Below are 23,476 nucleotides of genomic sequence, written 5' to 3'. Positions count from 1 at the left end.
ATTTAGGGGGTCTGAACATGTTTCAAGTACAAAAAGAATTAGCAAGCCATGAAGCGGTAATTGTTGCCTTATTTGAAGAAGAGAAAACAAGTAGTTTTGTACAAGAACTGGACAAAGCGTTTGAAGGACAATTACAAGTTTTATTAGAAGAGAAAGAACTTTCTACTAAGAAGAAAGCTATTTCAAAAGTACATAGTTTAGGAAAAACAAATGTGAAACGTTATTATTTCGTTGGTTTAGGTAAGAAAGAATCTTATACGACGGAAACGTTACGTGTAGCTCTTGGTAAGGCATTTAAAACACTGCAAGCAGCAAAAGTACAAGATGCAGCAATCTTACTGGATTCTTTCGTAACAGAGAAATTAGATGTGATTGATGTAGCTCATATTGCAGCAGAAGTACAAGGTCTTGGTACATATGAATTAGAAACGTATAAATCAGATAAAAAGGATCGTGTGGAATTAGAGAAGTTTACGGCTATTACAGCGGAAGATGTACAAGAAATTGAAGCAGCATTAACAGTTGGCTACGTACATGGACGTGCAACAAATTCAGCTCGTACACTTGTAAATATGCCGCCAAACGTATTAACAGCGACAAAGCTTGCTGAGTATGCTGTTGAGTTAGCGGAGAAGTATGATATGGACTATAAAGTTCTTGAGAAAGAAGAGATGGAAGATCTTGGTATGGGTGCGTTGCTTGCAGTAAACCAAGGTAGTGTAGAGCCACCAAAAATGATCGCTCTTATTTATAAGGGAAAAGAAGAGTGGAAAGATGTCATTGGGTTCGTTGGAAAAGGTATTACATACGATACAGGTGGTTATTCTTTAAAACCACGTGAAGGCATGGTCGGTATGAAAGGTGATATGGGCGGTGCAGCTGCTGTATTAGGTGCGATGGAAATTATCGGTGAACTTCGCCCAGAACAAAATGTGATCGCTGTTATTCCTTCAACTGATAACGTTGTAAGTGGTACGGCATTTAAGCCAGACGATGTAATTACATCAATGAGCGGAAAAACAATTGAAGTATTAAATACGGATGCAGAAGGTCGTCTAGCTTTAGCTGACGGTATTACGTATGCCAAAAAACTTGGTGCAAACTACCTTGTTGATGTTGCAACATTAACAGGCGGTGTAATTGTTGCACTTGGAAACCATACGACAGGCGCAATGACAAATAATGAAGAGTTGTTTGAGCAAGTACTAGAGGCTTCTATGGAAACAGATGAGCCAATTTGGCAACTACCGATTTTTGATCGTGATAAAGAACGCGTTCGAAACAGTAAGTTTGCTGATTTAAATAACTCACCAGGTCGTGAAGGACATGCGGTTATGGCAGGTACATTCTTAGGCGAATTCGCTGAAGATACACCGTGGGTACACTTAGATATTGCTGGAACATCAGAAACAAAAGGCGCGCACGACTTAGGACCAGCTGGAGCAACTGGTGCAATGGTACGTACACTTGCAACACTCGTGGAGCGTTTCGGAGAAGAATAATTTTTTGAAGAAAAGGCTGTCTCAAATTTTTGAGGCAGCCTTTTTTATTGGTAATTTGATATAACTTCGTTTGCTACTACATTATTGAAAAAAATGTTTATAAAGAAATCGTATACAAAATCCCATTTAAAGCAAAAGAAGTACGGCCCGTTTCTTCAGAGACAACTAATATAAGTGCATCACTCTTTTCTGATAAGCCAATTGCAGCTCTGTGACGTGTTCCTAGTTCAGGATCAACTTCTGTACTTTTCGTTAAAGGAAGAATATTAGCAGCTGAGACAATATGATTATTTTTTACGAGAACGGCACCGTCATGAAGAGGGTTACCTGGATAAAATATTGATTCGAGTAATGGTGCAGTTAAATGAGCGTTTAATGTCGTTCCAGTTTGAATGAAAGCTTCAAGCGTCTCGTTTCGTTCTACAACGATAAGAGCACCATGTTTTCTAGCGCTTAAATGTTGGATAGCTGTCGTAATAAAAGATGAACTTTCCGTATAAGGTGATAAATATGCCTGAATATAGTATGTAGCTGCCAATGTTTGTACATTTGCCAACATATGATGAATATCTTCCATTTTGCATAAAATACATTCGTCTTCTTTATCGATTGCGTTCCTCATAATCGATAGTTCTCTTTCAGCAATTTCAATCATTTGCTTTGTTTGTATTTTGAGTTCTTCTGACAAGCCCCATTCGTGCATAATCCTCATTCCCTTTAGTGGAGTATTTAACAATAGTGTATACAAATATTCCTAGTAAAATCCTGCTAGATTTTATAAAATATTGAGATACAGCATGTTTTTTTCATATAATAAAGGTATGACGAGCGAGAGGAGAGAGAAGAATGAATTGGAAACAAGAATTTAGTCGCTGGCTTTCTTACGCACAATTAGATGCAGAATTAAAAGAACAGCTAGAAAATATGAAGCAAGATGAGAAGAAAATCGAGGATAGCTTTTATAAAAATCTAGAGTTTGGCACAGGTGGTATGCGTGGTGAACTTGGTGCTGGTACGAACCGTTTAAACGTATATACAGTTCGTAAAGCAACAAAAGGATTAGCAAGCTTTATCGAAAAATTAGGTGAGGAAGCGAAAAAACGCGGTGTTGTTGTAGCCTATGATTCTCGTCATAAATCACCTGAGTTCGCAATGGAAGTTGCTGCTACACTTGGTGCACACGGCATTACAACATATGTGTTTGAAAGCTTACGTCCAACGCCAGTACTTTCTTTCGCAGTTCGTCATTTACATACAGTAAGTGGAATCGTTCTTACGGCAAGCCATAATCCGCCTGAATATAACGGATACAAAGTATACGGTGAAGATGGTGGACAGTTACCTCCAAAAGAGGCAGATGAGTTAATTAGCTACGTAAATGCAGTAGAAGATGAATTAACAGTTGAAGTTGCTGATGTAGAGCAATTAAAAGCTGACGGTTTATTACATATTATTGGACAAGAAGTAGATGATGCATATGCTGCAGAATTGAACAATGTCATCATTAATAAAGAAATGGTGCAAAAGGTTGGTAAAGACTTGAAAATCGTCTTTACACCATTACACGGAACATCAAATATTTCTGTACGCCGTGGTTTAAAAGAAGTTGGATTTACAGATGTAACAGTTGTAAAAGAGCAAGAGTTACCAGATCCAAACTTCTCTACAGTAAAATCACCGAACCCAGAAGAGCACGCAGCGTTTGAGTATGCAATTCGTGACGGTGAAAAGGTAGGCGCAGATGTATTAATCGCAACTGATCCTGACGCAGATCGCCTTGGTGTAGCAGTGCGTAATCATAATGGTGAGTTCCAAGTATTAACAGGAAACCAAACAGGTGCATTAATGCTTGATTACTTACTATCTCAAAAGAAAGAAAACGGAACGCTTCCAGAGAACGGTGTCGTATTAAAAACAATCGTAACGTCTGAAATTGGTCGTACAATTGCAAAAGCATACGGTTTAGATACAATTGATACGTTAACTGGATTTAAATTTATCGGTGAGAAAATTAGACAGTATGAAGAAAGCGGACAATATGAATTCCAATTCGGTTATGAGGAAAGCTATGGTTATTTAATCCGCCCATTCTGCCGTGATAAAGATGCAGTACAATCTGTCCTATTTGCATGTGAAGTAGCTGCATACTACAAATCACAAGGGAAAACGTTATATGACGGTCTATTAGAAGTATTTGAGAAGTACGGCTTCTTCCGTGAAGACCTTGTATCGTTAACGTTAAAAGGAAAAGATGGAGCGGAAAAAATCCAAGAGATGATGGCAACGTTCCGTGAGAATCCTCCGAAAGAAGTAGCGGGCTTAACAGTCGTAGCAGTGGAAGACTACAAAGCAAGCATCGTTACATCTTTACAAGATGGACATAAAGAAGAGATTCACTTACCGAAATCAAATGTGTTAAAATATCAATTAGAGGATGGTTCATGGTTCTGCCTACGTCCATCTGGAACTGAGCCGAAGATTAAGTTTTACTTTGGTGTGAAAGATAGTTCTTTACAAAATAGTGAACAAAAGTTACTTACTATTAAAGAAGACATTATGAATCGTTTATAATACAAAGTAATTTTAAGTAGTAAGGAACAAAAGGGAGCGAAATCTCCCTTTTGTTTTATGTAGGAAATGATTGCTATTGATTCCGACAGGAGAGAGGGTATTTTGTGATGAAAAAAGTAAGAAAAGCGATAATCCCAGCAGCTGGATTAGGAACACGTTTTTTACCAGCAACGAAAGCAATGCCAAAAGAAATGTTACCGATAGTAGATAAACCGACGATCCAGTACATTGTAGAAGAAGCAGTGAAATCGGGTATCGAAGATATTATTATTGTTACTGGTAAAACAAAGCGTTCTATCGAAGATCATTTTGATAACGCATTTGAACTAGAACAAAACTTATTAGAGAAGAAAAAATATGAGTTGCTTGAAAAAGTACAAGCTTCTTCAAAAATGGTAGATATTCATTATATCCGTCAAAAAGAGCCGAAGGGACTAGGACATGCTGTTTGGTGTGCGCGTAAATTCATTGGTGATGAGCCGTTTGCAGTGTTACTAGGTGATGATATTGTCCAAGCTGAGAAACCGTGTTTACGTCAATTAATGGATGAGTATGAAAAAACACTTTCTTCTGTTATTGGTGTACAAACTGTTCCAGAGTCGGAAACACATCGCTATGGAATTATCGATCCATTAGAACAAGAAGGTCGTCGTTACCAAGTCCGCAATTTCGTTGAGAAACCAGCACAAGGTACAGCTCCTTCAAACTTAGCAATTATGGGTCGTTACATTTTAACGCCTGAAATCTTTATGTTCTTAGAACAGCAACATGTCGGTGCTGGTGGTGAAATTCAGTTAACAGATGCAATCCAAAGCTTAAATGAAATCCAACGTGTATTTGCTTACGATTTCGAAGGAAAGCGCTACGATGTAGGTGAAAAGCTAGGATTCGTTCAAACGACAATCGAAATGGCCCTGCAACACCCAGAATTACGTGATGACATGGTTGCAATGATGAAGAAAATTTTAGAAGAACAAGCGAATCAAGATTCATAATAAAAAAATGAGTTATTTCAGTATACTGAAATAACTCGTTTTTTTTATTATGAAATCGTTGAATGAGAATGCTGATAAGCAGAACGACGCACAGCATAGTATATGCGAGGTGCGATAATAGCACCGATAATTGTAAATGCAATATCTTTTACTGCAAACCACATCATAATCATCCAAGCAGCTTTATAGCTCATATTACCGTCCATAAAGAGATTGACTGCCCCGTACATGTAAGTAGTACCGATTATATAAGTTAAAATAATTCCTGTGAAAGAGGCAATTGCAAATGTAATGAATGTTGGTCTTTCTTTTTGTTCTACTAGTTTTCCCGACACATAAGCAACGATAATAAATGCGATAATAAAACCACCAGTAGGATCTAAAAGTGCTCCAAATCCAGCCTTGAAGTTAGCGAAGATTGGTGCGCCGGCTACGCCAACGAGCATATATACAGTCATGGATAAGGCACCAAGTCTACTTCCAAGAAGAAGACCTGCTAAAATTGCGAAAAATGGTTGCATAGATAATGGGATGCCTGCTACTTGAAGGAATGGTGCCCAAGATACAATATTTGCACCGATGGCCATAAGAGCAACGAACATGGCAGCTAATGCTAAATCTAAAACATGAAATCTCCTCATAATGTTAACCTCCTGTTGTTTTTAGGTTAACATTATCGTAGCGAAAATATTTACTTGTTGTCAATCAAAATATTTTGATAAGAAGGCTTTAAATAGTCTCTTAGCAACGTATATGGAATACGAAATTGCGGAATTCCACTTGAATAGGGAGCAATCTCATATAAAGGGAAATAAATGACGAGATTGTCTGGCTCTAAAAAGAAGTGAAACTTTTTCATACTCATTACCTTTTCAGTTGCATCAGGAAAATAAATGCTTTCATTTTGTTTAATTTGTCGTACAATCTCTGCACGGATTACATCTTTATAATTATCCTTTTGTTGAAACAAATCGTCTAAGTGCAGTACCTTTTTTTCGTTTAAATCAAATGTATTTGCCTTCCACGTATAAAGACCGTGTGCTCCGCCAGTATATTGATAGTAATTCACATATAGGCTAAGGAAAGGTGGTTTGTTTAAAGAGACTTTATAATCAACATTTGCTACGTACGGATGAAATGGTGTACTAGATCCTTCTGTCTCTTTATAATATTTTTTTGCTTCTTTTTCTAATTTGTTTTTAAATTTGTCGGTGGATTTTTTGTAGTATAAATTGAGTTTGTTTTGAAATTTAGAGTCAGAAAAGTTGTGAAAAGAAGGTCTATTTATTTGATATTCTATATAAGGTTTCTTACCTTTTTGCGTTACAGTCTTAACATCGATTGTCAGGTTAGATGCTTTGGCTGTTATTGCACAATTTGGTACAATAGTCAGCAAGGAGAACATAAGCAGTAATATACAAAATTTCTGTTTCATTTAGGTGAAGCCTCCTTATATAAGTGTTATAAGTAGTTTGAAAATAAATAGGTAAAATTATACATTTAATTAAAGTAAGAGAAGGGGGAAGCGATATGGCAAAAACTTTAATGGATTCACTTGGAATTGAGTTGTTAGAGATGACAGAAGATAAGGTGGTTGCTACGATGCCTGTTGATGAGCGTACGCATCAGCCGTTTGGATTTTTACATGGCGGTGCATCGGTTGCATTAGCGGAAACAGTGGCAAGTGTTGGTTCATACAATTTAATTGATCAAGAAAAATGTATTTGTTTCGGATTAGAAATTAATGCAAACCACATTCGTTCAAAGAAAGATGGAATTGTAACAGCGATCGGAACACCGATACATAGAGGACAATCGACAATGGTTTGGGATGTTCGCATTATTGATGAAAATGATGATTTACTATGTATATCAAGATGTACAGTAGCAATTAAAGAAAAACGTGAAAAGTAAAAAAGAGGCGCTCTTATGAGCAGCCTCTTTTTCTTATAATTAGAACTGGATTTTCTTCTCTAAGAAACCTTTTAGTTCACTAATTGGCATACGAACTTGTTCCATTGTGTCACGGTCACGTACTGTAACAGCTTTGTCTTCAACTGAGTCGAAGTCGTAAGTGATACAGAATGGTGTACCGATTTCGTCTTGACGACGGTAACGTTTACCGATAGAACCAGTTTCGTCAAAGTCTACCATGAAGTCTTTAGCTAATTCTGCGAATACTTCAGTAGCACCTTCAGATAGCTTTTTAGATAATGGTAAGATAGCTGCTTTGTATGGTGCTAAAGCAGGGTGGAAACGAAGAACTGTACGAGAATCGTTTTCTAATTGCTCTTCTTCGTATGCATCACATAAGAATGCTAATGTTACGCGGTCAGCACCTAAAGATGGCTCGATGCAGTATGGTACGTAACGCTCATTCGTTTGTGGATCAATATAGTTAAAGTCTTCGTTAGAGTGTTCCATGTGACGTTTTAAATCGAAGTCTGTACGAGATGCAACGCCCCATAGTTCGCCCCAACCGAATGGGAATTTGAATTCAATGTCAGTTGTTGCATTACTGTAGTGAGATAACTCTTCTTCACCGTGGTCACGAAGACGCATACTCTCTTCAGACATACCAAGTGAAAGTAACCAGTTTTTACAAGTTTCACGCCAGAATGCGAACCACTCTAAATCTTCACCAGGCTTACAGAAGAATTCAAGTTCCATTTGTTCGAATTCACGTGTACGGAATGTGAAGTTACCAGGTGTGATTTCGTTACGGAAACTCTTACCGATTTGGCCGATACCAAATGGAAGCTTTTTACGCATAGAGCGTTGAACGTTTTTGAAGTTTACGAAAATACCTTGTGCTGTTTCAGGACGAAGGAAGATTTCGTTTGTGCTAGACTCTGTAACACCTTGGAATGTTTTGAACATTAAGTTGAACTGACGGATTTCAGTGAATTCTTCACTACCGCAATCAGGGCATTTTACTTCATGTTCTTTCATTAAGTCAGCCATTTGGTCGAAAGTAAGACCGTCAACAACCATTTCGATGCCTTTTGCATCTAAAGCATCTTCAATTAATTTGTCAGCACGGTGACGAGCTTTACACTTTTTACAGTCGATCATTGGATCGTTGAAGTTACCAACGTGACCAGAAGCGATCCAAGTTTTAGGGTTCATTAAAATAGCTGCGTCTAAACCAACGTTGTGTGGAGATTCTTGAATGAATTTTTTCCACCAAGCTTTTTTAACGTTATTTTTTAATTCGATTCCAAGTGGACCGTAATCCCAAGTGTTTGCAAGACCACCGTAAATTTCAGAACCAGGGAAAACAAAACCGCGATGTTTCGCTAAGTTTACAACTTGTTCCATTGAATACATAAGAAAATCCTCCTTTTGAAAGTTAACGTATTGGCGATGACATACTCTGATACTTTGGAAACGAGCAGTATATGCTAAAAAGAACATAAAAAAACGCTCATCCCAAGGCTTATTTGCCTAGGGACGAGCGTTTGCCCGCGGTTCCACCCTAGTTGATACACAAAAGGTGCATCCACTTTATCATGTATTGCTCAGGACTGCCGTTTCCTTGCGGCTTCAGGCTTTCACTATCCCTGAATCGCTTTTTATGCAAGTACTTATAAGTCCGTCATCGCTACTTATATTAATAATAATGAACATATTCTAACACGTTCTTTTTTAAATCTCAATAGAGGAACGTGTCTATCTATGATAGAGTCTCGCCTATTTTTTCATTATTTATTCCGTAATTTTGCTTAATATGCTTAATTGCTTCACGCTTACTTAATGGAGCGAGTTCATTGTTTTGCACGTATTCCCAAACTACATCCGGATTTGTTTTTGCATATTCACGAAGGACCCAGCCAATCGCTTTTTGAATGAAAAATTCTTTTGAAGAATGTAGTTGTCCAATAATCCAGAAAAGAAGTTCTTCATCCATCTTTTGTTTATATTTTAGTTGGAATAAAATAGTGGCACGTTGTAACCATATGTTATCTGATGCAATCCATTTTGGAATATAGGCAGAAATTAATTCTGGATGTTTTAAAAAGATATCGCCTAAAAATGTAGGGACGATGCTATCGACAGAGTCCCACCAAGATTTTGTGACAATCAGTTCTTCTAAGAAGGGGATATGAGTTTCGTTTATATGCTTTTTATATTTTTGCATAATATCAAGTGCGGCCGCTTGGAATTCACGTTCTGTTAAGTCCCAAAGCTCACGTATGATAATTTGGAAGTCTTTTGGATTTGGGAGAGTATGTATTTGAATGATGTCTTTTAATAATTGACGTCTTTCCGGTGTTTGAATACCTAGAAAGGGGAAGTGATTTTTCATATAACGAGCCATAGGTTCTGCTTTTTCAGGATTTTGATGAGCTGTAAAATGCTCTTGTAATGCTTTTACAAATGGATGCATAGGTGTTGCTCCTCTCTTATTCTCTTTCTTTTCTTATTATACAAAGAGTTTGGATAAATTTTAAAACATAACTTGCAATGTAATGAAATATGTTGAAAGTAGAGAGGAGAGGATAAGATGGAGGATCAAGGCGTATTAGCAGGTTTCTTTGCTCTTAGTTTTGCGTTTATTCTTGTTATATTGATTTGGGCAATTATTTCATATTTGTTAACGGCTTTTGCACTTTATTCGATGGCGAAAAATGATGGTGCAACGGACGGGGTGCTTGCGTTTATTCCGTTTTTGAATAGTAAGACGTGGGGTGACTTAGCGAAAGATAAATTACCAGATTTTTTGAAAGAAGAAGCAGGGTGGAAAGTATTCGGCATATACGTTGCATGTTTTATTTTTAATTTCGTACCAATTATAAGTTTACTAGCAACAGCTGTATCGATTGTATTGTCCATTTACCTTATCTACGCTATTTTAGACAGATACGGAACGAACTCTATATTATTTACGATTATTCATGTAATCACATTTTCGGTGTTCTTACCGATTCATTTATTTATTATTCGAAATGAACCGGTGAGATATAAAGAATAGATTTTTCGTTTTTGTTGATAAGTCGATATATTTTATATATAAGTAAAAAAGCGCCCTGATTATCAGAGCGCTTTTTCTACTACATAAGGTAGCGTAAATAAATATAAATGTGAGAAATGATTAATGAAACGATCATAATTGGGAAACCGACTTTTAGGAAGTCCATGTAACTAAATTTATGTCCTTCGCGGCTCGCGATACCTGCAACGATTACGTTAGCAGAAGCTCCGATTAACGTTCCGTTTCCGCCCAGACAAGCACCTAGTGCTAATGCCCACCATAATACATCGATTTGTGCGTCAGATGGTGATAAGCCTAGCCCAACTGCCATATCGTTAATAAGTGGAATCATTGTTGCAACGAATGGGATGTTATCAATTGTTGCAGAGGCGATACCAGATACCCATAAAATAAGGATGGATGCGTAAGAAATATCTCCGCCTGTTATACCGATTACTTTTTGAGCTAACATTTTGATAAGACCGATATCGATAAGTCCTCCAACAAGTACGAATAGCCCTGCGAAGAAGAAGATTGTTACCCACTCTACGCTTGCAAATACTTCCTCAATTTCATGCTCTTTCACACCAATTAACATAAGTACAGTAGCACCAGTTAAAGCGATGATAGCTGCATCAACGTGGAAAATCGAATGAGTCATGAAACCTACAATTGTAAGTCCAAGTACTGTTAAAGATTTTTTCATTAATACTGGATCTTTAATGTATTGTTTTTCATCTAGGCTCATTAATTTCTTAACTTGTACAGGATCGGCAATTAATTGTTTGCGATACATAAAGTAAAGTATTATCGCTGTAACTGCAATAATAATAATTACGATTGGTGCTAGATTCAATAGGAAAGCATTGAAGTCTAAATGCTTATTGGCAGAACCAATCATAATGTTAGGTGGATCACCAATTAATGTTGCTGTTCCTCCAATGTTTGAAAAAATAATTTCAGAAAGTAAATAAGGAACAGGATTTACTTGCAGTATGCGCGTAATAGATAAAGTAACTGGAACAACAAGAAGTACAGTTGTAACGTTATCTAAAAATGCGGAGCCAAGCGCGGTAAGTAAGGAAAGTGAAATTAAAATTTTAATTGGATTTCCTTGAGCTCCTTTTGCTGCTTTAATAGCAACGTATTGGAAAACACCTGATTTACTCGTAATGTTCACCAAAATCATCATACCGATAAGTAACGTAATCGTTCCCCATTCAATATGTTTCGTAAAGGCGTTGTGTAAATCGACGACTCCCACAATTACCATGAGTGCTGCACCAAGAAGTGCGATGACAGCACGATTAATTTTTTCAGAAATAATAATGGCATATGTAATTAAAAAGACTGCGATAGCAAAATAATACTGCCAGTTAGCGAGTTCTTGCGTTGTTTCGTGCAAAAATCTCATCTCCTTTCATTCACTTTTTCTTAGTGTGTCAAAAATGTTCTAGAAGAAACACACATAACGTCATTATAAAGTAGGAAAATGGCGGATGTAAATGAAAGGGGGGATTTTGTCATATTTTCTGCATAGGTCATTTTTTCTTATTTTTTAAAATATTTGTGGGCATTTGACATATATATAAGATACATCCAATCTGAATATTTAAAATGGAATTAGCATTCGAGCTTGTTCGTGTAGGAGTGTCAAATAGAAAGGAATGACAAAAATGATAAGGAAGGGATCGTATGGATGAACAACGATTTTTATTTTTAGACTTTGAGTTTACGATGCCCCAGCATAGAAAGAAACCGAAAGGATTTTTTCCGGAGATTATTGAGGTAGGACTCGTTTCAGTTGCTGGCTGTAAGGTAGAAGATACGTATTCATCACATGTCAGACCGAAAACATTTCCCTCTTTAACGGATCGATGCAAGAAGTTTTTAGGAATAAAACAAGAAGTCGTGGATAAAGGGATTTCATTTCCTGAACTCGTTAAGAAGCTTGCAGAATACGAAACGAAATGTAAACCGACAATTGTAACGTGGGGAAATATGGATATGAAAGTGCTGAAGCATAATTGTGAAATGGCAGGGATAGCTTTTCCATTCTTCGGGCAGTGTCGTGATTTATCGCTTGAGTATAAGAAGTTTTTTGGAGAAAGAAATCAAACAGGATTATGGAAAGCAATTGAGGCGTATGGAAAAGTAGGGACAGGGAAGCATCATTGTGCGCTTGACGATGCGATGACGACGTACAATATTTTTAAACTAGTAGAAAAAGATAAAGAGTATTTAGTAAAACCAGCACCTCCAACGTTAGGGGAACTCGTTGATTTTTCAAAAGTGTTAAAGAAAGTGAGCACACAGTAACGACCAAATTGCACAGTATGTAATTTGGTCGTTTTGTTTTTTTAAAGTTTGTAGTCCTTTTTTAACTGTTCTAATGTTTCTAGACTACGAACCGCAAAAGGTGAATCATCTTCAGAAAATGAATTCATTTGAGTTTCCAATGCTAATTTTAGTGACTCGGTATAATCCGGAATTTCTCCTTCATATTTCTTTACCATTTGCTCTGGAATGTTCGTTTGCTCACGATAAGCTAAAGCGCGTCTTTCGTGGAAAAATGGCACGTCAGCTTGTTTTACGTTATGTAAGTCACCTTGCACCGGATGTTTTAAAACAGCTAATACTTTTACGACATAACTACCAGGACGGCTATTTGTAATTTCGCCTATGTATTTTCCTGTTTTATAAATACCAGTAACGATTTCGCCAATTTTAAATGTTTCTCTCATATTTTTCACCTCAAGTTTATAGTAAGGAAAGTACGGGAAGGAGTCAAAGAAATCATTCGTTTTCAGAACGCCCCTTGAGAATATGGATAGGTTCCACTATAATTTAAAATGATATAACAGAAAATTCTGATGTTTTATAAATCCTATAATAAGGAGTGTTCTATATGATGCCTTTATATTTTCCGGAAGATAAAACAGAATATATTATTCCAGGGATTGTTTGCGTTCTATTTATTATCGGTGCTATTGCCACGTGGCGCATGTTTATTCGTGTATCAAAAAGAGAAGCAGAGCGATTACAGAAAGTTGAAGAAAAACTATTAGCTGAAAAGAAACAGTAACGTATTTTTGTATGTTTCCCTCTATGCTCGGACAATCTAAGGGCAGAATATATTTTGGAGGGAATAGAATGAAGAAACGGCTTTTTTTCAGTTGTTGTTTATTATTTCTGATGGCAGGTTGTGACCAAGGAAAGCCGAAAGAAATTGAAGTGAAATTACATAATGCTTCAGGAGATGAAGTAGGGACTGCGAAAGTAGTTCAACAAACAAGTGGAGTGAAGATTACGATTAAAGGGGAAGGTTTCACGCCAGGACCACACGGACTACATGTACATGAAATCGGAGAGTGTAAGGCACCTCGTTTTGAATCATCTGGGAATCATTTTAATCCCGATGATAAAAAACATGGTCTTCTTAATCCGAAGGGTGCAGAAAACGGTGATTTACCGAACGTAGTTGCAGACGGTTCTGGAAAGATTAAAGCGGAAATCGATGCACCCCACATTACAATTGAAGAAGGAAAAACGACGATTCATAGAAAAGATGGAGCGTCTATTATTATTACAGAAAATCCTGATGATGGTATGACACAGCCGACAGGTAAATCAGGGGATCGAATTGCTTGTGGCGTAATTGTAAAAAAAGCATCGGATATGAAGAAAAAATAAAAGCTACCGTGAATGGTAGCTTTCTTTGTGAAATGTAATTGAAAATATATCAGCGATTATTGGAATATATCGACTTACCGACAAAATATGACAAAGGAGTCTGTCCAAGAATGATTCGGGACAGACTCCTTTCTTATTATGAAAACGTATGACGCAGTCTGTTTAAAATTTCTTCTAAAACAGATCGTGGACAGCCGATGTTAATTCGAATATGTTCTTCGCCACCTAACCCGTATTTCTCACCAGGTTCAACAATGATTTTTCCTTTTTCCTCAAGTAGTGCGGTACGCTCGTTTTGAGAAAGCTTTAGACGAGAACAATCAATCCATAATAAAAAGCTACCTTCAGGCTTCGTTACGGAAAGAGCAGATATGTGAGTTTTAATATATTCACAAGCAAATTGAGCATTATCTTCTATATATAATCGAATTTCGTTTAGCCAATCATTACATTCTGTATAGGCACTTCGCATCGCTGTATAAGCGAAGATATTTAACCCGTGGAAGCCTTGTCTATACTGGATAGCTGTAAAGGCGTGACGGAGTTTTTCGTTGGGAATGATAATAATCGACGCTTGTAATCCAGCGATATTAAATGTTTTACTTGGAGCCATACAAGTGATAGTGCGCGCTGCTAATTCTTCAGATAAGGAAGCGAACGGTGTATGTGTATGGTCTGCATAAATGATATCGGAATGAATTTCATCCGCGACAACGATTACGTTATATTTAGTACATAACGATCCGAGCTGCACAAGTTCCTCTTTCGTCCAAACGCGTCCGATGGGGTTATGAGGGCTACAAAGAAGCATGAGTTTGACGCCTTGCTGAAACTGCTTTTCTAAATGCTCGAAGTCTATCACATATGTATCATTTTGTTTCTGTAATGGACTCACACATAACTGCCTATTATTTGTTGTGACCATTTCGAAAAATGGAGGATAAATAGGTGGTTGTACGAGAACGGATTCGTTTTCTTTTGTAAAAGCCTGTATGCTCGTACTAAGAGCTGGAACGATCCCTGCACTAAAGACGATCCATTCTTTTTGAATGTCCCAGTCGTATTGTTGTTTTGTCCAGTTACAAATAATATCCCCAATATTTTCAGGGGGAAGTGTATAGCCAAAAATCGGATGTTCGATCCGTTGTTTTAAGGCAGTTTGAATTGGTTTTGGTACTTCAAAATCCATATCAGCAATCCAAGCATGGATAAGTTCTTCGTTTTTATATGTATCCCATTTTATACTATGCGTTCCACGTCGATTGATTGCTTTATGAAATAGTTGCATAAGTTTGCCCCCTTCTTCTGTAAAACCAATAAGTTACGAAAGTTCTCTCTCTTCTTATAGAATAGCTGATGTGATAGGATAAAGAAAAGTATTAAAAAGTGAAAAGGCGGGAAGCGAATGGGTACATATGAAAAGATGATAGAGGTTGTGAAGAATTGGGATCCGTTTCAAATGGGACCGGAGTTTTATGAAACAGAAGCGAGCGATGTTGTGAACGTCGCAAGTGTGTTTGATGATCCAAAATACATCGCAAAGAAGATTCAACATATATACTTTATGTCTTTTGAGGAAGTACCTGCGCTTGAAAAATGTGAGAAGTTAGCTGTGGAATTACTTGTAATAAAAGAAGGCGGAAGTTGTTCATTATAGGCTGTCGGAATTTCCGACAGCCTTTTTTATATTATCCCGCTATTTGCTTGGTAGTAAGACCCCACCTCAAAATTCAGCGGAAGCAAAGAAGTTAGGTCAGGACTAATTAAATTTTCACTTTATTGCGCGGAAAAAGCGATAATTTCTTCATAAACATGTTTAGGCTTTTCTTCAGGTAGTAAATGTCCTGTATTTTCGTAAGAAATAAATTTTGAATTCGGTAAATCTTTGTGTAGACGATGACCTACATGTACAGGGACGACGCGGTCTTTTTCACCCCAAATGAGCAAGATAGGTGTTTCGATTTTTTGTAATTCAGTTGAAGATAAGTCACCTTCACGGTCTCGTATCATGCGAGTTAAAGCGGGAAATATACGGTCGTCATAAAAAGGAGCGGAGTAACCTTTTTTCATTTCATCGTCAATTAATGAGTGATCATGAACGACATTCATTAAGTTATGAACGATGCCGCGCCTAATAATCCAGTTCTTTACGTATAAATGAAAGAACGGTAAATAAGAAGAGTATAGTAAAGGTAAGGTTGCACGTGCTAAATAGCTAGAGCTGCATAGTAAAATCGTCTTTGAAATGAGTTCAGGACGTATACGGTTTACATAGAGAGAAATTTGCCCACCCATAGAATGTCCAACTAATACAATGTTTGAGAGAGATAAATGTTCAATTAAATCAATAATAATCGTTGCTAAATTATGATAAGAATACTTAAACAGATGAGACTTATCACTTTTTCCGAACGGTGGTAAATCAAGAGCAATGACTGTTCCTTCCTTCGATAGTAAAGGAATGAGGCGGCGGTAACTGAATGAGGAAGATAAAAAGCCGTGAACGAGTACGAAAGTAGGACGTTCTGTTTTATTATCATGTTCATACAATTCGTAATGAACAGTAGTGCCGCGAGTGGAAAAAGTGAAATAAGGACAAGTATATTCATGATTCATTTTTTGTCACTCCATTGATTTTTGTTCATATCATCTCCAAGGAAGAAGAAAATATGTTAACAAAAAAAGGCAAGATGACGATGTCATCTTGCCTTTCACTTATTCGGTATTACCCGCGCACAATATTAGGCGGTGTTTTTCCTTGTAATCCTGCAACTAAATTTTCAGCGGCGGTCATAGCCATTTGCTGACGAGTTTTTAATGTTGCAGATCCGATGTGTGGTAAAGTCACAACATTTTGTAATGATAAGAGTGGATTATCTTTTTGAATCGGCTCTTGTGTAAATGTATCGATACCTGCTGCAAAGATTTTCTTTTCTGTTAAAGCATGGATTAACGCTTCTTCATCTACTGTTTTGCCGCGAGAAGCATTAATGAAGATTGCTGTGTCTTTCATTAATGAAAATTCCTTTTCTCCGATAAGGTGATATGTTTCATCTGTTAATGGAGTAAGAAGAACAATAAAGTCAGACTGCTTCAGTAGCGTCTGTAAATCACAATATGTAGCATCGAATTTTTGTTCAGCTTCTTCTTTACGACGGCGGTTATAGTAAAGAACATTCATATCAAATCCGAATTTTGCTCGTTTTGCAACGGCTTCTCCAATTCGGCCCATACCGATAATACCAATTGTGCTATGGTGTACATCTAGTCCGAAGTGTTCTTTTCCGATTTCAGCGTTCCATTCACCATTTTTCACGTAAGAATCGAGTTCGCAAACGCGGCGCCCAGCTGATAGCATAAGGGCGAAAACGAGATCAGCTACTGTATCATCTAATACGTATGGTGTATTCGTTCCGATAACATTTCGGTTTTTCATCGCTTGTAAATCAAAATTATCGTAACCGACAGAAATGTTGCTCACTACTTTTAAGTTAGGAGCTACTGTCAGTAATTCTTCATTAATAGCAGATCCGAAATTTAATAACCCATCTTTATCTTGTATTTTCTCTAATAGAATATCACGAGGTACTTTCTCATTTTGATCCCATTTTTCATAATCACAGTGTTTTGATAAATAGTTTTCTACAAATGTTGGAACTGGTTCAGCAATATAAACTTTTGGTTTCACGGTTCCATCCCCTTTCGCTTTATCCCACATTTTTCCGCTGATTAAAGTTTCACTTTATTTTGACATAATTCAATAGAAAAATCTTCTTTTCAAACTGGAAAGGGTATTTGTATAATTTAGACACAAACGAAAAGGAAGGATGATTTATATGGTGACAGAAAAAGAATTAGAATTATTAGCTTGTCTTGAAAAGAGTAGTCGATTATCTGTAGATACATTAGCGAAGCTGTTAAATATAGAAGTAGAAGAAGTAAAGAAGATGGTTGCAAGATTAGAAAATGAAAAGATTATTGTGGATTATGTAACACATATTGATTGGACGAAAGTGAAAGAGCATACAGGTTTAACGGCAATGATCGATGTGAAAGTTACGCCAAAGCACGGCGTTGGGTTTGATGCGGTTGCTGAACAAATTTATCGTTATTCAGAAGTGAAATCCGTTTATTTAATGTCAGGAACATATGATCTTTCTATTACATTAGAAGGGAAAACGATGGGGGAAGTAGCGATGTTTGTTTCTGAGAAATTAGCAACAATTGAATCTGTCGTTTCTACAACTACTCATTTCATTTTGAAGAAGTATAAACATGAGGGCGTTATTTATGAAAAAGACGATGATGATAAGCGAATTGTGGTGACACCATGAAGCAATTTGAACTATCTAGATCAGCAGAATCTTTAAAACCATCTGGTATTCGAAAATTTTTTGATTTAGCAGCAAATATGAAAGGTGTTATTTCCCTCGGGGTAGGAGAGCCGGATTTTGTTACACCTTGGAATGTAAGGCAAGCATGTATTCGTTCTTTGGAACAAGGGTATACGTCATATACAGCAAATGCAGGATTATTGGAGCTCCGTCAAGAAATAGCAAAGTATCTAAAAAAACAATTTGCAGTATCTTATGATCCAAGTGATGAAATCATTGTTACAGTTGGAGCGAGCCAGGCGTTAGATGTAGCGATGCGCGCCATTATAAATCCTGATGATGAAGTGCTCATTATTGAACCAAGCTTCGTTTCTTATGCACCACTTGTGACATTAGCTGGAGGAGTTCCGGTTCCTGTGACGACTACGTTAGAAAACGAGTTTAAAGTACAACCAGAACAAATTGAAGCAGCTATTACAGCGAAAACAAAGGCAATTTTACTTTGTTCACCAAATAACCCGACAGGTGCAATGCTAAATAAATCCGAGCTTGAAGAAATAGCAGTGATTGTTGAGAAGTACAATCTAATTGTATTATCTGATGAAATTTATGCAGAGCTTGTATACGACGAAGTATATACGAGTTTCGCGAGTATTAAAAATATGCGTGAGCATACGATTTTAATTTCAGGATTTTCAAAAGGATTTGCGATGACAGGATGGCGCCTCGGTATGATTGCAGCTCCTGTTCAATTTTCAGAATTAATGCTCAAAATCCATCAGTATTCAATGATGTGTGCACCGACGATGTCTCAGTTTGCAGCACTTGAGGCGTTACGCGCAGGGAACGATGAAGTAATTCGAATGAGAGATAGTTATAAGAAGCGTCGTAACTTCATGACGACATCTTTCAATGAAATGGGCTTAACGTGTCATGTGCCAGGCGGAGCATTTTATGTTTTCCCTTCTATATCTTCAACAGGATTATCTTCAGCGGAATTTGCAGAACAGTTATTGCTGGAAGAAAAAGTGGCCGTTGTCCCTGGTAGCGTATTTGGCGAAAGTGGTGAAGGTTTTATTCGTTGTTCTTATGCGACGTCGCTTGAACAACTTATGGAAGCAATGAAGAGAATGGAACGGTTTGTCGAAAATAAAAAAAGGACAAAACGTAATACGTTTTGTCCATAAAAGGGGGGGAATACTAGAAAGCCATGTGTTAGTAGTCTATCCCAATATTGGAGAATTATACTTCTTTAAGGGAAATTTTTCATGAATTTTGAATGAGTTCTGTCATAGTGGTATAATTTACTAATATAAGGTATACGCATTCTAGATAACGTTATCTAGAATGCGTACTAACCAATCGGATATTTAAAATAAATATATCTGCTTTGCTCTCTATAATTGTAGAGAGAATGGTAAACGTATGGGAGTGTTTCATATGTCAGAACAATATACAACAGGAGTGGTTGTAACAGGGAAAGTGACTGGAATTCAAGATTACGGTGCGTTTGTAGCGTTAGATGCAGAAACACAAGGACTTGTGCATATATCTGAAATTACAAATGGATATGTAAAGGATATTCATGACTTTTTAAAAGTCGGCGATACAGTAGAAGTAAAGGTACTTTCAATTGATGAAGAGCACAGAAAAATGAGTTTATCGTTAAAAGCGGCGAAAAGAAAGCAAGGAAGGATTCTTATACCGAACCCATCTGAAAACGGATTTAATACGCTGCGAGAAAAGTTGGCAGAATGGATTGAAGAGTCCGAGTTAACAAAGTAAAAGAGGAACGCATATGAGCGTTCCTCTTTTACTTTATCTTATGATATATATTTGCAAATATGATTGCATGCAATCATATTCGTATGTCGGAGGTGAAAGGACATACTGATTATCGAATTTCGTTTGTTTCTGGGTGCGTACCAAGATTTTCAGATGGTTTAAACAGTAAACCAAGGTTGATAAGCCCAGATATACCAACGATGCCGTAAATAATACGTGCAAGAGCTGAATTTTGTCCACCGAAAATGGCTGCTACTAAGTCAAACTGGAAAAACCCGATTAGTCCCCAGTTCACAGCGCCAATTACAGTAAAGACTAATGCGATACGTTGCAGAGTACTCATGAAAAAGCCCCCCTTTTAATTGTGAAGCATGAGCAAGCGATGAGTTAATTAACTCTTTTATAGAATGGGGTAGTTATGTTGTTTTTATACATAAAAAATGTTCGAAAGACGATGTATATACATCTATACCGAAAAATACGAATTTTTATGCAAAAAATGAACTTTTTCTAAAAAATATATATTGGTTACGTTTACAATGTTTGAATCGCTTGATTTACAACTTCAGTTTCGCTAAAGTGAATACAGAAATACATATCCATAATTGGAGGGAAAAAGATGAGTACACATGTAACGTTCGACTATTCTAAAGCGTTATCCTTCATCGGTGAACATGAAATCACTTATTTACGTGATGCAGTGAAAGTAACACATCACGCAATCCACGAAAAAACTGGAGCTGGGAACGATTTCCTTGGGTGGGTAGATCTTCCGCTTCAATATGACAAAGAAGAATTCGCTCGCATTCAAAAATGCGCAGAAAAAATTAAAAATGACTCTGACATTTTACTTGTTGTAGGTATTGGTGGTTCTTACTTAGGAGCACGCGCAGCAATCGAAATGTTAAACCATTCTTTCTACAACACGCTTTCTAAAGAACAACGTAAAACTCCACAAGTGCTATTTGTTGGACAAAACATTAGCTCCACTTACATGAAAGATTTAATGGACGTATTAGAAGGTAAAGACTTCTCTATTAACGTTATTTCCAAATCAGGTACAACAACAGAGCCAGCACTAGCATTCCGTATTTTCCGTAAGTTATTAGAAGAAAAGTATGGAAAAGAAGAAGCTCGCAAACGTATTTATGCAACTACAGATAAAGCACGTGGTGCATTAAAAACATTAGCTGATAACGAAGGTTACGAAACATTTGTTATTCCGGATGATGTTGGAGGTCGTTTCTCTGTATTAACGCCAGTTGGTTTATTACCAATCGCAGTAAGTGGCTTAAATATTGAAGAGATGATGAAAGGTGCAGCTGCTGGTCATGATGACTTCGGAACATCAGAACTAGAAGAAAACCCAGCTTACCAATACGCAGTCGTTCGTAATGCTTTATACAATAAAGGAAAAACAATTGAAATGCTTGTTAACTATGAGCCAGCACTTCAATACTTCGCTGAGTGGTGGAAACAGTTATTTGGTGAAAGTGAAGGGAAAGATCAAAAAGGTATTTTCCCATCTTCAGCAAACTTCTCAACTGACTTACACTCATTAGGTCAATACGTTCAAGAAGGTCGTCGTGACTTATTTGAAACAGTTCTTAAAGTAGGTAAATCTATACATGAACTAACAATCGAATCCGAAGAAAACGATTTAGACGGATTAAACTACCTTGCTGGTGAAACTGTAGACTTCGTAAACACAAAAGCATACGAAGGTACATTACTTGCACATAGCGACGGGGGAGTACCAAACTTAATCGTCAATATTCCTGAATTAAATGAGTACACATTTGGTTACCTTGTATACTTCTTCGAAAAAGCATGTGCGATGAGCGGCTACTTATTAGGCGTAAATCCATTTGACCAACCTGGAGTAGAAGCATACAAGAAAAACATGTTTGCTTTACTTGGTAAACCAGGATTTGAAGAATTAAAAGCAGAATTAGAAGAGCGTTTAAAATAATAAAAAGCGGCCGTAATCCGGCCGCTTTTTATTATTTCATCGAAAAGTCCATTAGTATATTCAAACTAGAGTGGGTATGCTAAAGAAAAAGTCTAGGAGGGATGGGCTTGATTCCGATTCAATCAAATTTAGAGGGACGTACATATGCGTTATATAAGTTAGAAGAAATAATGAAGCCACTTGGGTATAGCATTGGCGGCAATTGGGATTATGAGAAAGGATGCTTTGATTATAAAATTGATGAAGAAGATGGCTATCAATTTTTACGAGTACCATTTACAGCGGTTGATGGAGAACTAGATGTACCTGGTGTAGTAGTTCGTCTTGGAACGCCGTATATTCTTTCGCACGTATATCAAGACGAACTAGATGATCATGTTAATACTTTAACAGCCGGAACGAGTGGAATGGATCAATTTGCTGAGCCGAAAGATCCAGATGGAGATGTAAAAAGAAAGTATATCGATATTGGGAAAGTACTCATGCAAGAACTAGAAAAACATTTTACTAATGGTGAATAACAATGAGTATGTCGCTTTGAATGAGAACAAAGGAATGAACTGGATTAATCATATATTGTTCGTCGCGCTTTATACCTAGTAAGAGAATATTTTGCTTTAAAAGAGTATAGCTACAATTTGCAAACGTTTGTCCGGTGCAGGAAGATGGAAGTTCCATCAGTTGTAATTTATTATCAGAGATTTCATTGTAAAGTGAAAATAGTACACCTGAAATGGAAGGGAATAAAAGAGAAGCGGTAAATACATAGCTCGTTAATTTATTTCCTTCTATAATTTCTGATGCGCCAGCTCTCGTTGCATTTTGTATTTGTTCAGAAGTAAGAAGTTCAGCGATGCAGTGAATGTTTGGGTTGAGCCCTTTTGCGGTTAAAATATTTAAAATGGACTGTGTATCAGCTAAGCTTTCGTTTTTTTCTTTATCAGCAGTTATTAATATAGTGTGAGCGGTTGTAATATTAGCTTTTAATAATGTTTGATCGTGATGGGGGCATCCTTTTATAAATTCTAAATGATGAAATGGTTTTGGCAGTAAAGAAAGTGTTTCATCAATTAAAACGATATCCAGGTTAGGTTGTAAGATGTGCATTTGTTTTACAACATGTTTTGCCCGTTCGTTCCAGCCGACAATAATCATATGACTGTTAGAAGTCGCGGCTTCTTCTCCTTTAACTTTCATATATTGTTTATTAATCATATCAGTGGCGAATAGCACCATATAATAAGAACAAAAACCAGTTCCAAATAAAATAATACCCATACCGATAAGTTTGCCGATTAGTGTATGCGGGGCAAAGTCACCATAGCCAACAGTGAAAATTGTAACGATTGACCACCAAATTCCATCAAACCATGTGGTAAAGTGAGATGGTTCTAATCTATGTATAAGAAAGCCGGAAAAAGCGGTAAGTATAATAATAAAACAAATTAAACGAAAAATAATGGAATCACGAAATGTATCTACTAATTTTGGACGGGATTTCAATTGCCAATTCCTCCTTATTTTGCAGGACTACATTCATTGTTGCCATTATAGAAAAAAGAAAAACTCTCTAATTTATAAAGAGAGTTTGTTTTACGTTACATACTTTCCACTTCAGTTTGTTGAACACTTTCAAGATGCTGGAGAGC

General features: G+C 36.9%; 27 protein-coding genes (1 of these 27 running past the window's edge). 14 read left to right on the top strand and 13 right to left on the bottom strand.

The genetic code is table 11. The annotated features are described in order from the left end of the window. The first annotated feature begins 17 nt into the window (after positions 1 to 17). Entirely contained in the window at positions 18 to 1,502 is a 1,485-nt protein-coding gene (gene pepA / locus AXW78_RS23775; protein ID WP_061884708.1) for a cytosol aminopeptidase, read from the top strand. Positions 1,503 to 1,599: 97 nt separating this feature from the next. Here pepA and cdaS read toward each other — a convergent pair whose 3' ends face one another. Then, a complete protein-coding gene (gene cdaS, locus AXW78_RS23770; protein WP_000545255.1) occupies positions 1,600 to 2,205 on the bottom strand; it encodes a sporulation-specific diadenylate cyclase CdaS in 606 nt (201 codons plus the stop codon). Between the two features lie 143 nt (positions 2,206 to 2,348). Between cdaS and AXW78_RS23765 the strand changes: the two genes are divergently transcribed. Then, positions 2,349 to 4,073 carry a phospho-sugar mutase gene (locus AXW78_RS23765; RefSeq protein WP_001104205.1) on the top strand — a complete coding sequence of 575 codons (1,725 nt, stop codon included), beginning with the start codon at positions 2,349 to 2,351 and terminating at the stop codon, positions 4,071 to 4,073. 107 nt (positions 4,074 to 4,180) lie between these two features. Next, the gene (gene galU, locus AXW78_RS23760) at positions 4,181 to 5,068 is read left to right on the top strand and encodes a UTP--glucose-1-phosphate uridylyltransferase GalU (RefSeq protein ID WP_002181028.1); all 888 of its coding nucleotides are present in this window, start codon (positions 4,181 to 4,183) and stop codon (positions 5,066 to 5,068) included. Positions 5,069 to 5,115: 47 nt separating this feature from the next. On the opposite strand, the gene AXW78_RS23755 is transcribed toward galU, so the two are convergent. Beyond that, positions 5,116 to 5,709: a biotin transporter BioY gene (locus tag AXW78_RS23755; RefSeq protein ID WP_001252162.1), complete on the bottom strand. Its 594-nt coding sequence runs from the start codon at positions 5,707 to 5,709 to the stop codon at positions 5,116 to 5,118. A 50-nt stretch (positions 5,710 to 5,759) separates the two neighbouring features. After that, positions 5,760 to 6,503 carry a DUF3298 and DUF4163 domain-containing protein gene (locus AXW78_RS23750; RefSeq protein WP_000810330.1) on the bottom strand — a complete coding sequence of 248 codons (744 nt, stop codon included), beginning with the start codon at positions 6,501 to 6,503 and terminating at the stop codon, positions 5,760 to 5,762. A 95-nt stretch (positions 6,504 to 6,598) separates the two neighbouring features. On the opposite strand from AXW78_RS23750, the gene AXW78_RS23745 reads away from it, so the two are divergent. After that, complete coding sequence (locus tag AXW78_RS23745; protein ID WP_001140612.1) at positions 6,599 to 6,982, top strand: hotdog fold thioesterase; 384 nt, start codon at positions 6,599 to 6,601, stop codon at positions 6,980 to 6,982. A gap of 39 nt (positions 6,983 to 7,021) precedes the next feature. Here the strand turns inward: AXW78_RS23745 and AXW78_RS23740 are convergent, their stop codons facing one another. Beyond that, positions 7,022 to 8,398: a glycine--tRNA ligase gene (locus tag AXW78_RS23740; RefSeq protein WP_000287147.1), complete on the bottom strand. Its 1,377-nt coding sequence runs from the start codon at positions 8,396 to 8,398 to the stop codon at positions 7,022 to 7,024. Positions 8,399 to 8,744: 346 nt separating this feature from the next. Next, a complete protein-coding gene (locus AXW78_RS23735) occupies positions 8,745 to 9,458 on the bottom strand; it encodes a DNA alkylation repair protein (RefSeq protein ID WP_061884707.1) in 714 nt (237 codons plus the stop codon). Between the two features lie 117 nt (positions 9,459 to 9,575). Here AXW78_RS23735 and AXW78_RS23730 point away from each other — a divergent pair, with 117 nt between their 5' ends. Continuing rightward, positions 9,576 to 10,043 carry a hypothetical protein gene (locus tag AXW78_RS23730; RefSeq protein WP_000390061.1) on the top strand — a complete coding sequence of 156 codons (468 nt, stop codon included), beginning with the start codon at positions 9,576 to 9,578 and terminating at the stop codon, positions 10,041 to 10,043. A gap of 79 nt (positions 10,044 to 10,122) precedes the next feature. Here AXW78_RS23730 and AXW78_RS23725 read toward each other — a convergent pair whose 3' ends face one another. Continuing rightward, complete coding sequence (locus AXW78_RS23725) at positions 10,123 to 11,448, bottom strand: ArsB/NhaD family transporter (protein ID WP_000545232.1); 1,326 nt, start codon at positions 11,446 to 11,448, stop codon at positions 10,123 to 10,125. 290 nt (positions 11,449 to 11,738) lie between these two features. Between AXW78_RS23725 and kapD the strand changes: the two genes are divergently transcribed. Next, positions 11,739 to 12,362: a 3'-5' exonuclease KapD gene (kapD, locus tag AXW78_RS23720; protein ID WP_000344356.1), complete on the top strand. Its 624-nt coding sequence runs from the start codon at positions 11,739 to 11,741 to the stop codon at positions 12,360 to 12,362. A 41-nt stretch (positions 12,363 to 12,403) separates the two neighbouring features. Here the strand turns inward: kapD and AXW78_RS23715 are convergent, their stop codons facing one another. Continuing rightward, a complete protein-coding gene (locus AXW78_RS23715) occupies positions 12,404 to 12,787 on the bottom strand; it encodes a kinase-associated lipoprotein KapB (protein ID WP_061884706.1) in 384 nt (127 codons plus the stop codon). A 164-nt stretch (positions 12,788 to 12,951) separates the two neighbouring features. Between AXW78_RS23715 and AXW78_RS34525 the strand changes: the two genes are divergently transcribed. Then, positions 12,952 to 13,128: a hypothetical protein gene (locus AXW78_RS34525; protein ID WP_000982757.1), complete on the top strand. Its 177-nt coding sequence runs from the start codon at positions 12,952 to 12,954 to the stop codon at positions 13,126 to 13,128. A 68-nt stretch (positions 13,129 to 13,196) separates the two neighbouring features. Further along, a complete protein-coding gene (gene sodC, locus AXW78_RS23705) occupies positions 13,197 to 13,736 on the top strand; it encodes a superoxide dismutase [Cu-Zn] (RefSeq protein ID WP_061884705.1) in 540 nt (179 codons plus the stop codon). A 136-nt stretch (positions 13,737 to 13,872) separates the two neighbouring features. Here sodC and AXW78_RS23700 read toward each other — a convergent pair whose 3' ends face one another. Next, entirely contained in the window at positions 13,873 to 15,024 is a 1,152-nt protein-coding gene (locus tag AXW78_RS23700; RefSeq protein ID WP_001175810.1) for a MalY/PatB family protein, read from the bottom strand. A gap of 117 nt (positions 15,025 to 15,141) precedes the next feature. Here AXW78_RS23700 and AXW78_RS23695 point away from each other — a divergent pair, with 117 nt between their 5' ends. Beyond that, a complete protein-coding gene (locus AXW78_RS23695; RefSeq protein ID WP_000537632.1) occupies positions 15,142 to 15,393 on the top strand; it encodes a YugE family protein in 252 nt (83 codons plus the stop codon). 119 nt (positions 15,394 to 15,512) lie between these two features. On the opposite strand, the gene AXW78_RS23690 is transcribed toward AXW78_RS23695, so the two are convergent. Together AXW78_RS23690 and AXW78_RS23685 are read right to left on the bottom strand one after the other, a co-directional pair. Then, the gene (locus tag AXW78_RS23690; protein WP_001015217.1) at positions 15,513 to 16,352 is read right to left on the bottom strand and encodes an alpha/beta fold hydrolase; all 840 of its coding nucleotides are present in this window, start codon (positions 16,350 to 16,352) and stop codon (positions 15,513 to 15,515) included. A 109-nt stretch (positions 16,353 to 16,461) separates the two neighbouring features. After that, positions 16,462 to 17,454 carry a 2-hydroxyacid dehydrogenase gene (locus AXW78_RS23685; protein ID WP_002164218.1) on the bottom strand — a complete coding sequence of 331 codons (993 nt, stop codon included), beginning with the start codon at positions 17,452 to 17,454 and terminating at the stop codon, positions 16,462 to 16,464. Between the two features lie 118 nt (positions 17,455 to 17,572). On the opposite strand from AXW78_RS23685, the gene AXW78_RS23680 reads away from it, so the two are divergent. The 3 genes from AXW78_RS23680 (at position 17,573) to yugI (ending at position 19,855) form a co-directional block, all read left to right on the top strand. Next, positions 17,573 to 18,070 (top strand): Lrp/AsnC family transcriptional regulator, encoded by a 498-nt coding sequence (locus tag AXW78_RS23680; RefSeq protein ID WP_000255696.1) that lies wholly within the window; start codon positions 17,573 to 17,575, stop codon positions 18,068 to 18,070. Further along, positions 18,067 to 19,257 (top strand): aminotransferase, encoded by a 1,191-nt coding sequence (locus AXW78_RS23675; RefSeq protein WP_000808532.1) that lies wholly within the window; start codon positions 18,067 to 18,069, stop codon positions 19,255 to 19,257. Before AXW78_RS23680 ends, AXW78_RS23675 begins: the two co-directional genes overlap by 4 nt. A 253-nt stretch (positions 19,258 to 19,510) precedes the next feature. Then, complete coding sequence (gene yugI, locus AXW78_RS23670; protein ID WP_000003764.1) at positions 19,511 to 19,855, top strand: S1 domain-containing post-transcriptional regulator GSP13; 345 nt, start codon at positions 19,511 to 19,513, stop codon at positions 19,853 to 19,855. A 109-nt stretch (positions 19,856 to 19,964) separates the two neighbouring features. Here yugI and AXW78_RS23665 read toward each other — a convergent pair whose 3' ends face one another. Continuing rightward, positions 19,965 to 20,198, bottom strand: coding sequence for a DUF378 domain-containing protein (locus AXW78_RS23665; protein WP_000105788.1), 234 nt, complete (start codon positions 20,196 to 20,198; stop codon positions 19,965 to 19,967). A 276-nt stretch (positions 20,199 to 20,474) separates the two neighbouring features. Between AXW78_RS23665 and AXW78_RS23660 the strand changes: the two genes are divergently transcribed. Beyond that, positions 20,475 to 21,827 (top strand): glucose-6-phosphate isomerase, encoded by a 1,353-nt coding sequence (locus AXW78_RS23660; RefSeq protein ID WP_061884704.1) that lies wholly within the window; start codon positions 20,475 to 20,477, stop codon positions 21,825 to 21,827. Positions 21,828 to 21,934: 107 nt separating this feature from the next. Continuing rightward, entirely contained in the window at positions 21,935 to 22,348 is a 414-nt protein-coding gene (locus AXW78_RS23655) for a YugN-like family protein (RefSeq protein ID WP_000612342.1), read from the top strand. Here the strand turns inward: AXW78_RS23655 and AXW78_RS23650 are convergent. Beyond that, positions 22,335 to 23,330 carry a potassium channel family protein gene (locus AXW78_RS23650; protein ID WP_000842314.1) on the bottom strand — a complete coding sequence of 332 codons (996 nt, stop codon included), beginning with the start codon at positions 23,328 to 23,330 and terminating at the stop codon, positions 22,335 to 22,337. The genes AXW78_RS23655 and AXW78_RS23650 overlap by 14 nt on opposite strands. A 95-nt stretch (positions 23,331 to 23,425) precedes the next feature. Then, a protein-coding gene (locus tag AXW78_RS23645; RefSeq protein WP_000386685.1) for an MgtC/SapB family protein crosses the window boundary here: on the bottom strand, positions 23,426 to 23,476 show its 3' portion. Its footprint extends 630 nt past the window's final position; only the last 51 of its 681 coding nucleotides appear in the window; the start codon falls outside the window, past its right edge; it ends in the stop codon at positions 23,426 to 23,428.

Origin of the sequence: Bacillus thuringiensis, assembly GCF_001595725.1 — a bacterium.
Lineage (GTDB): Bacteria > Bacillota > Bacilli > Bacillales > Bacillaceae_G > Bacillus_A > Bacillus_A thuringiensis_K.
The sequence above is the reverse complement of the archived record's forward strand: the minus strand, read 5'-3'. Positions and strand labels throughout refer to the sequence as shown.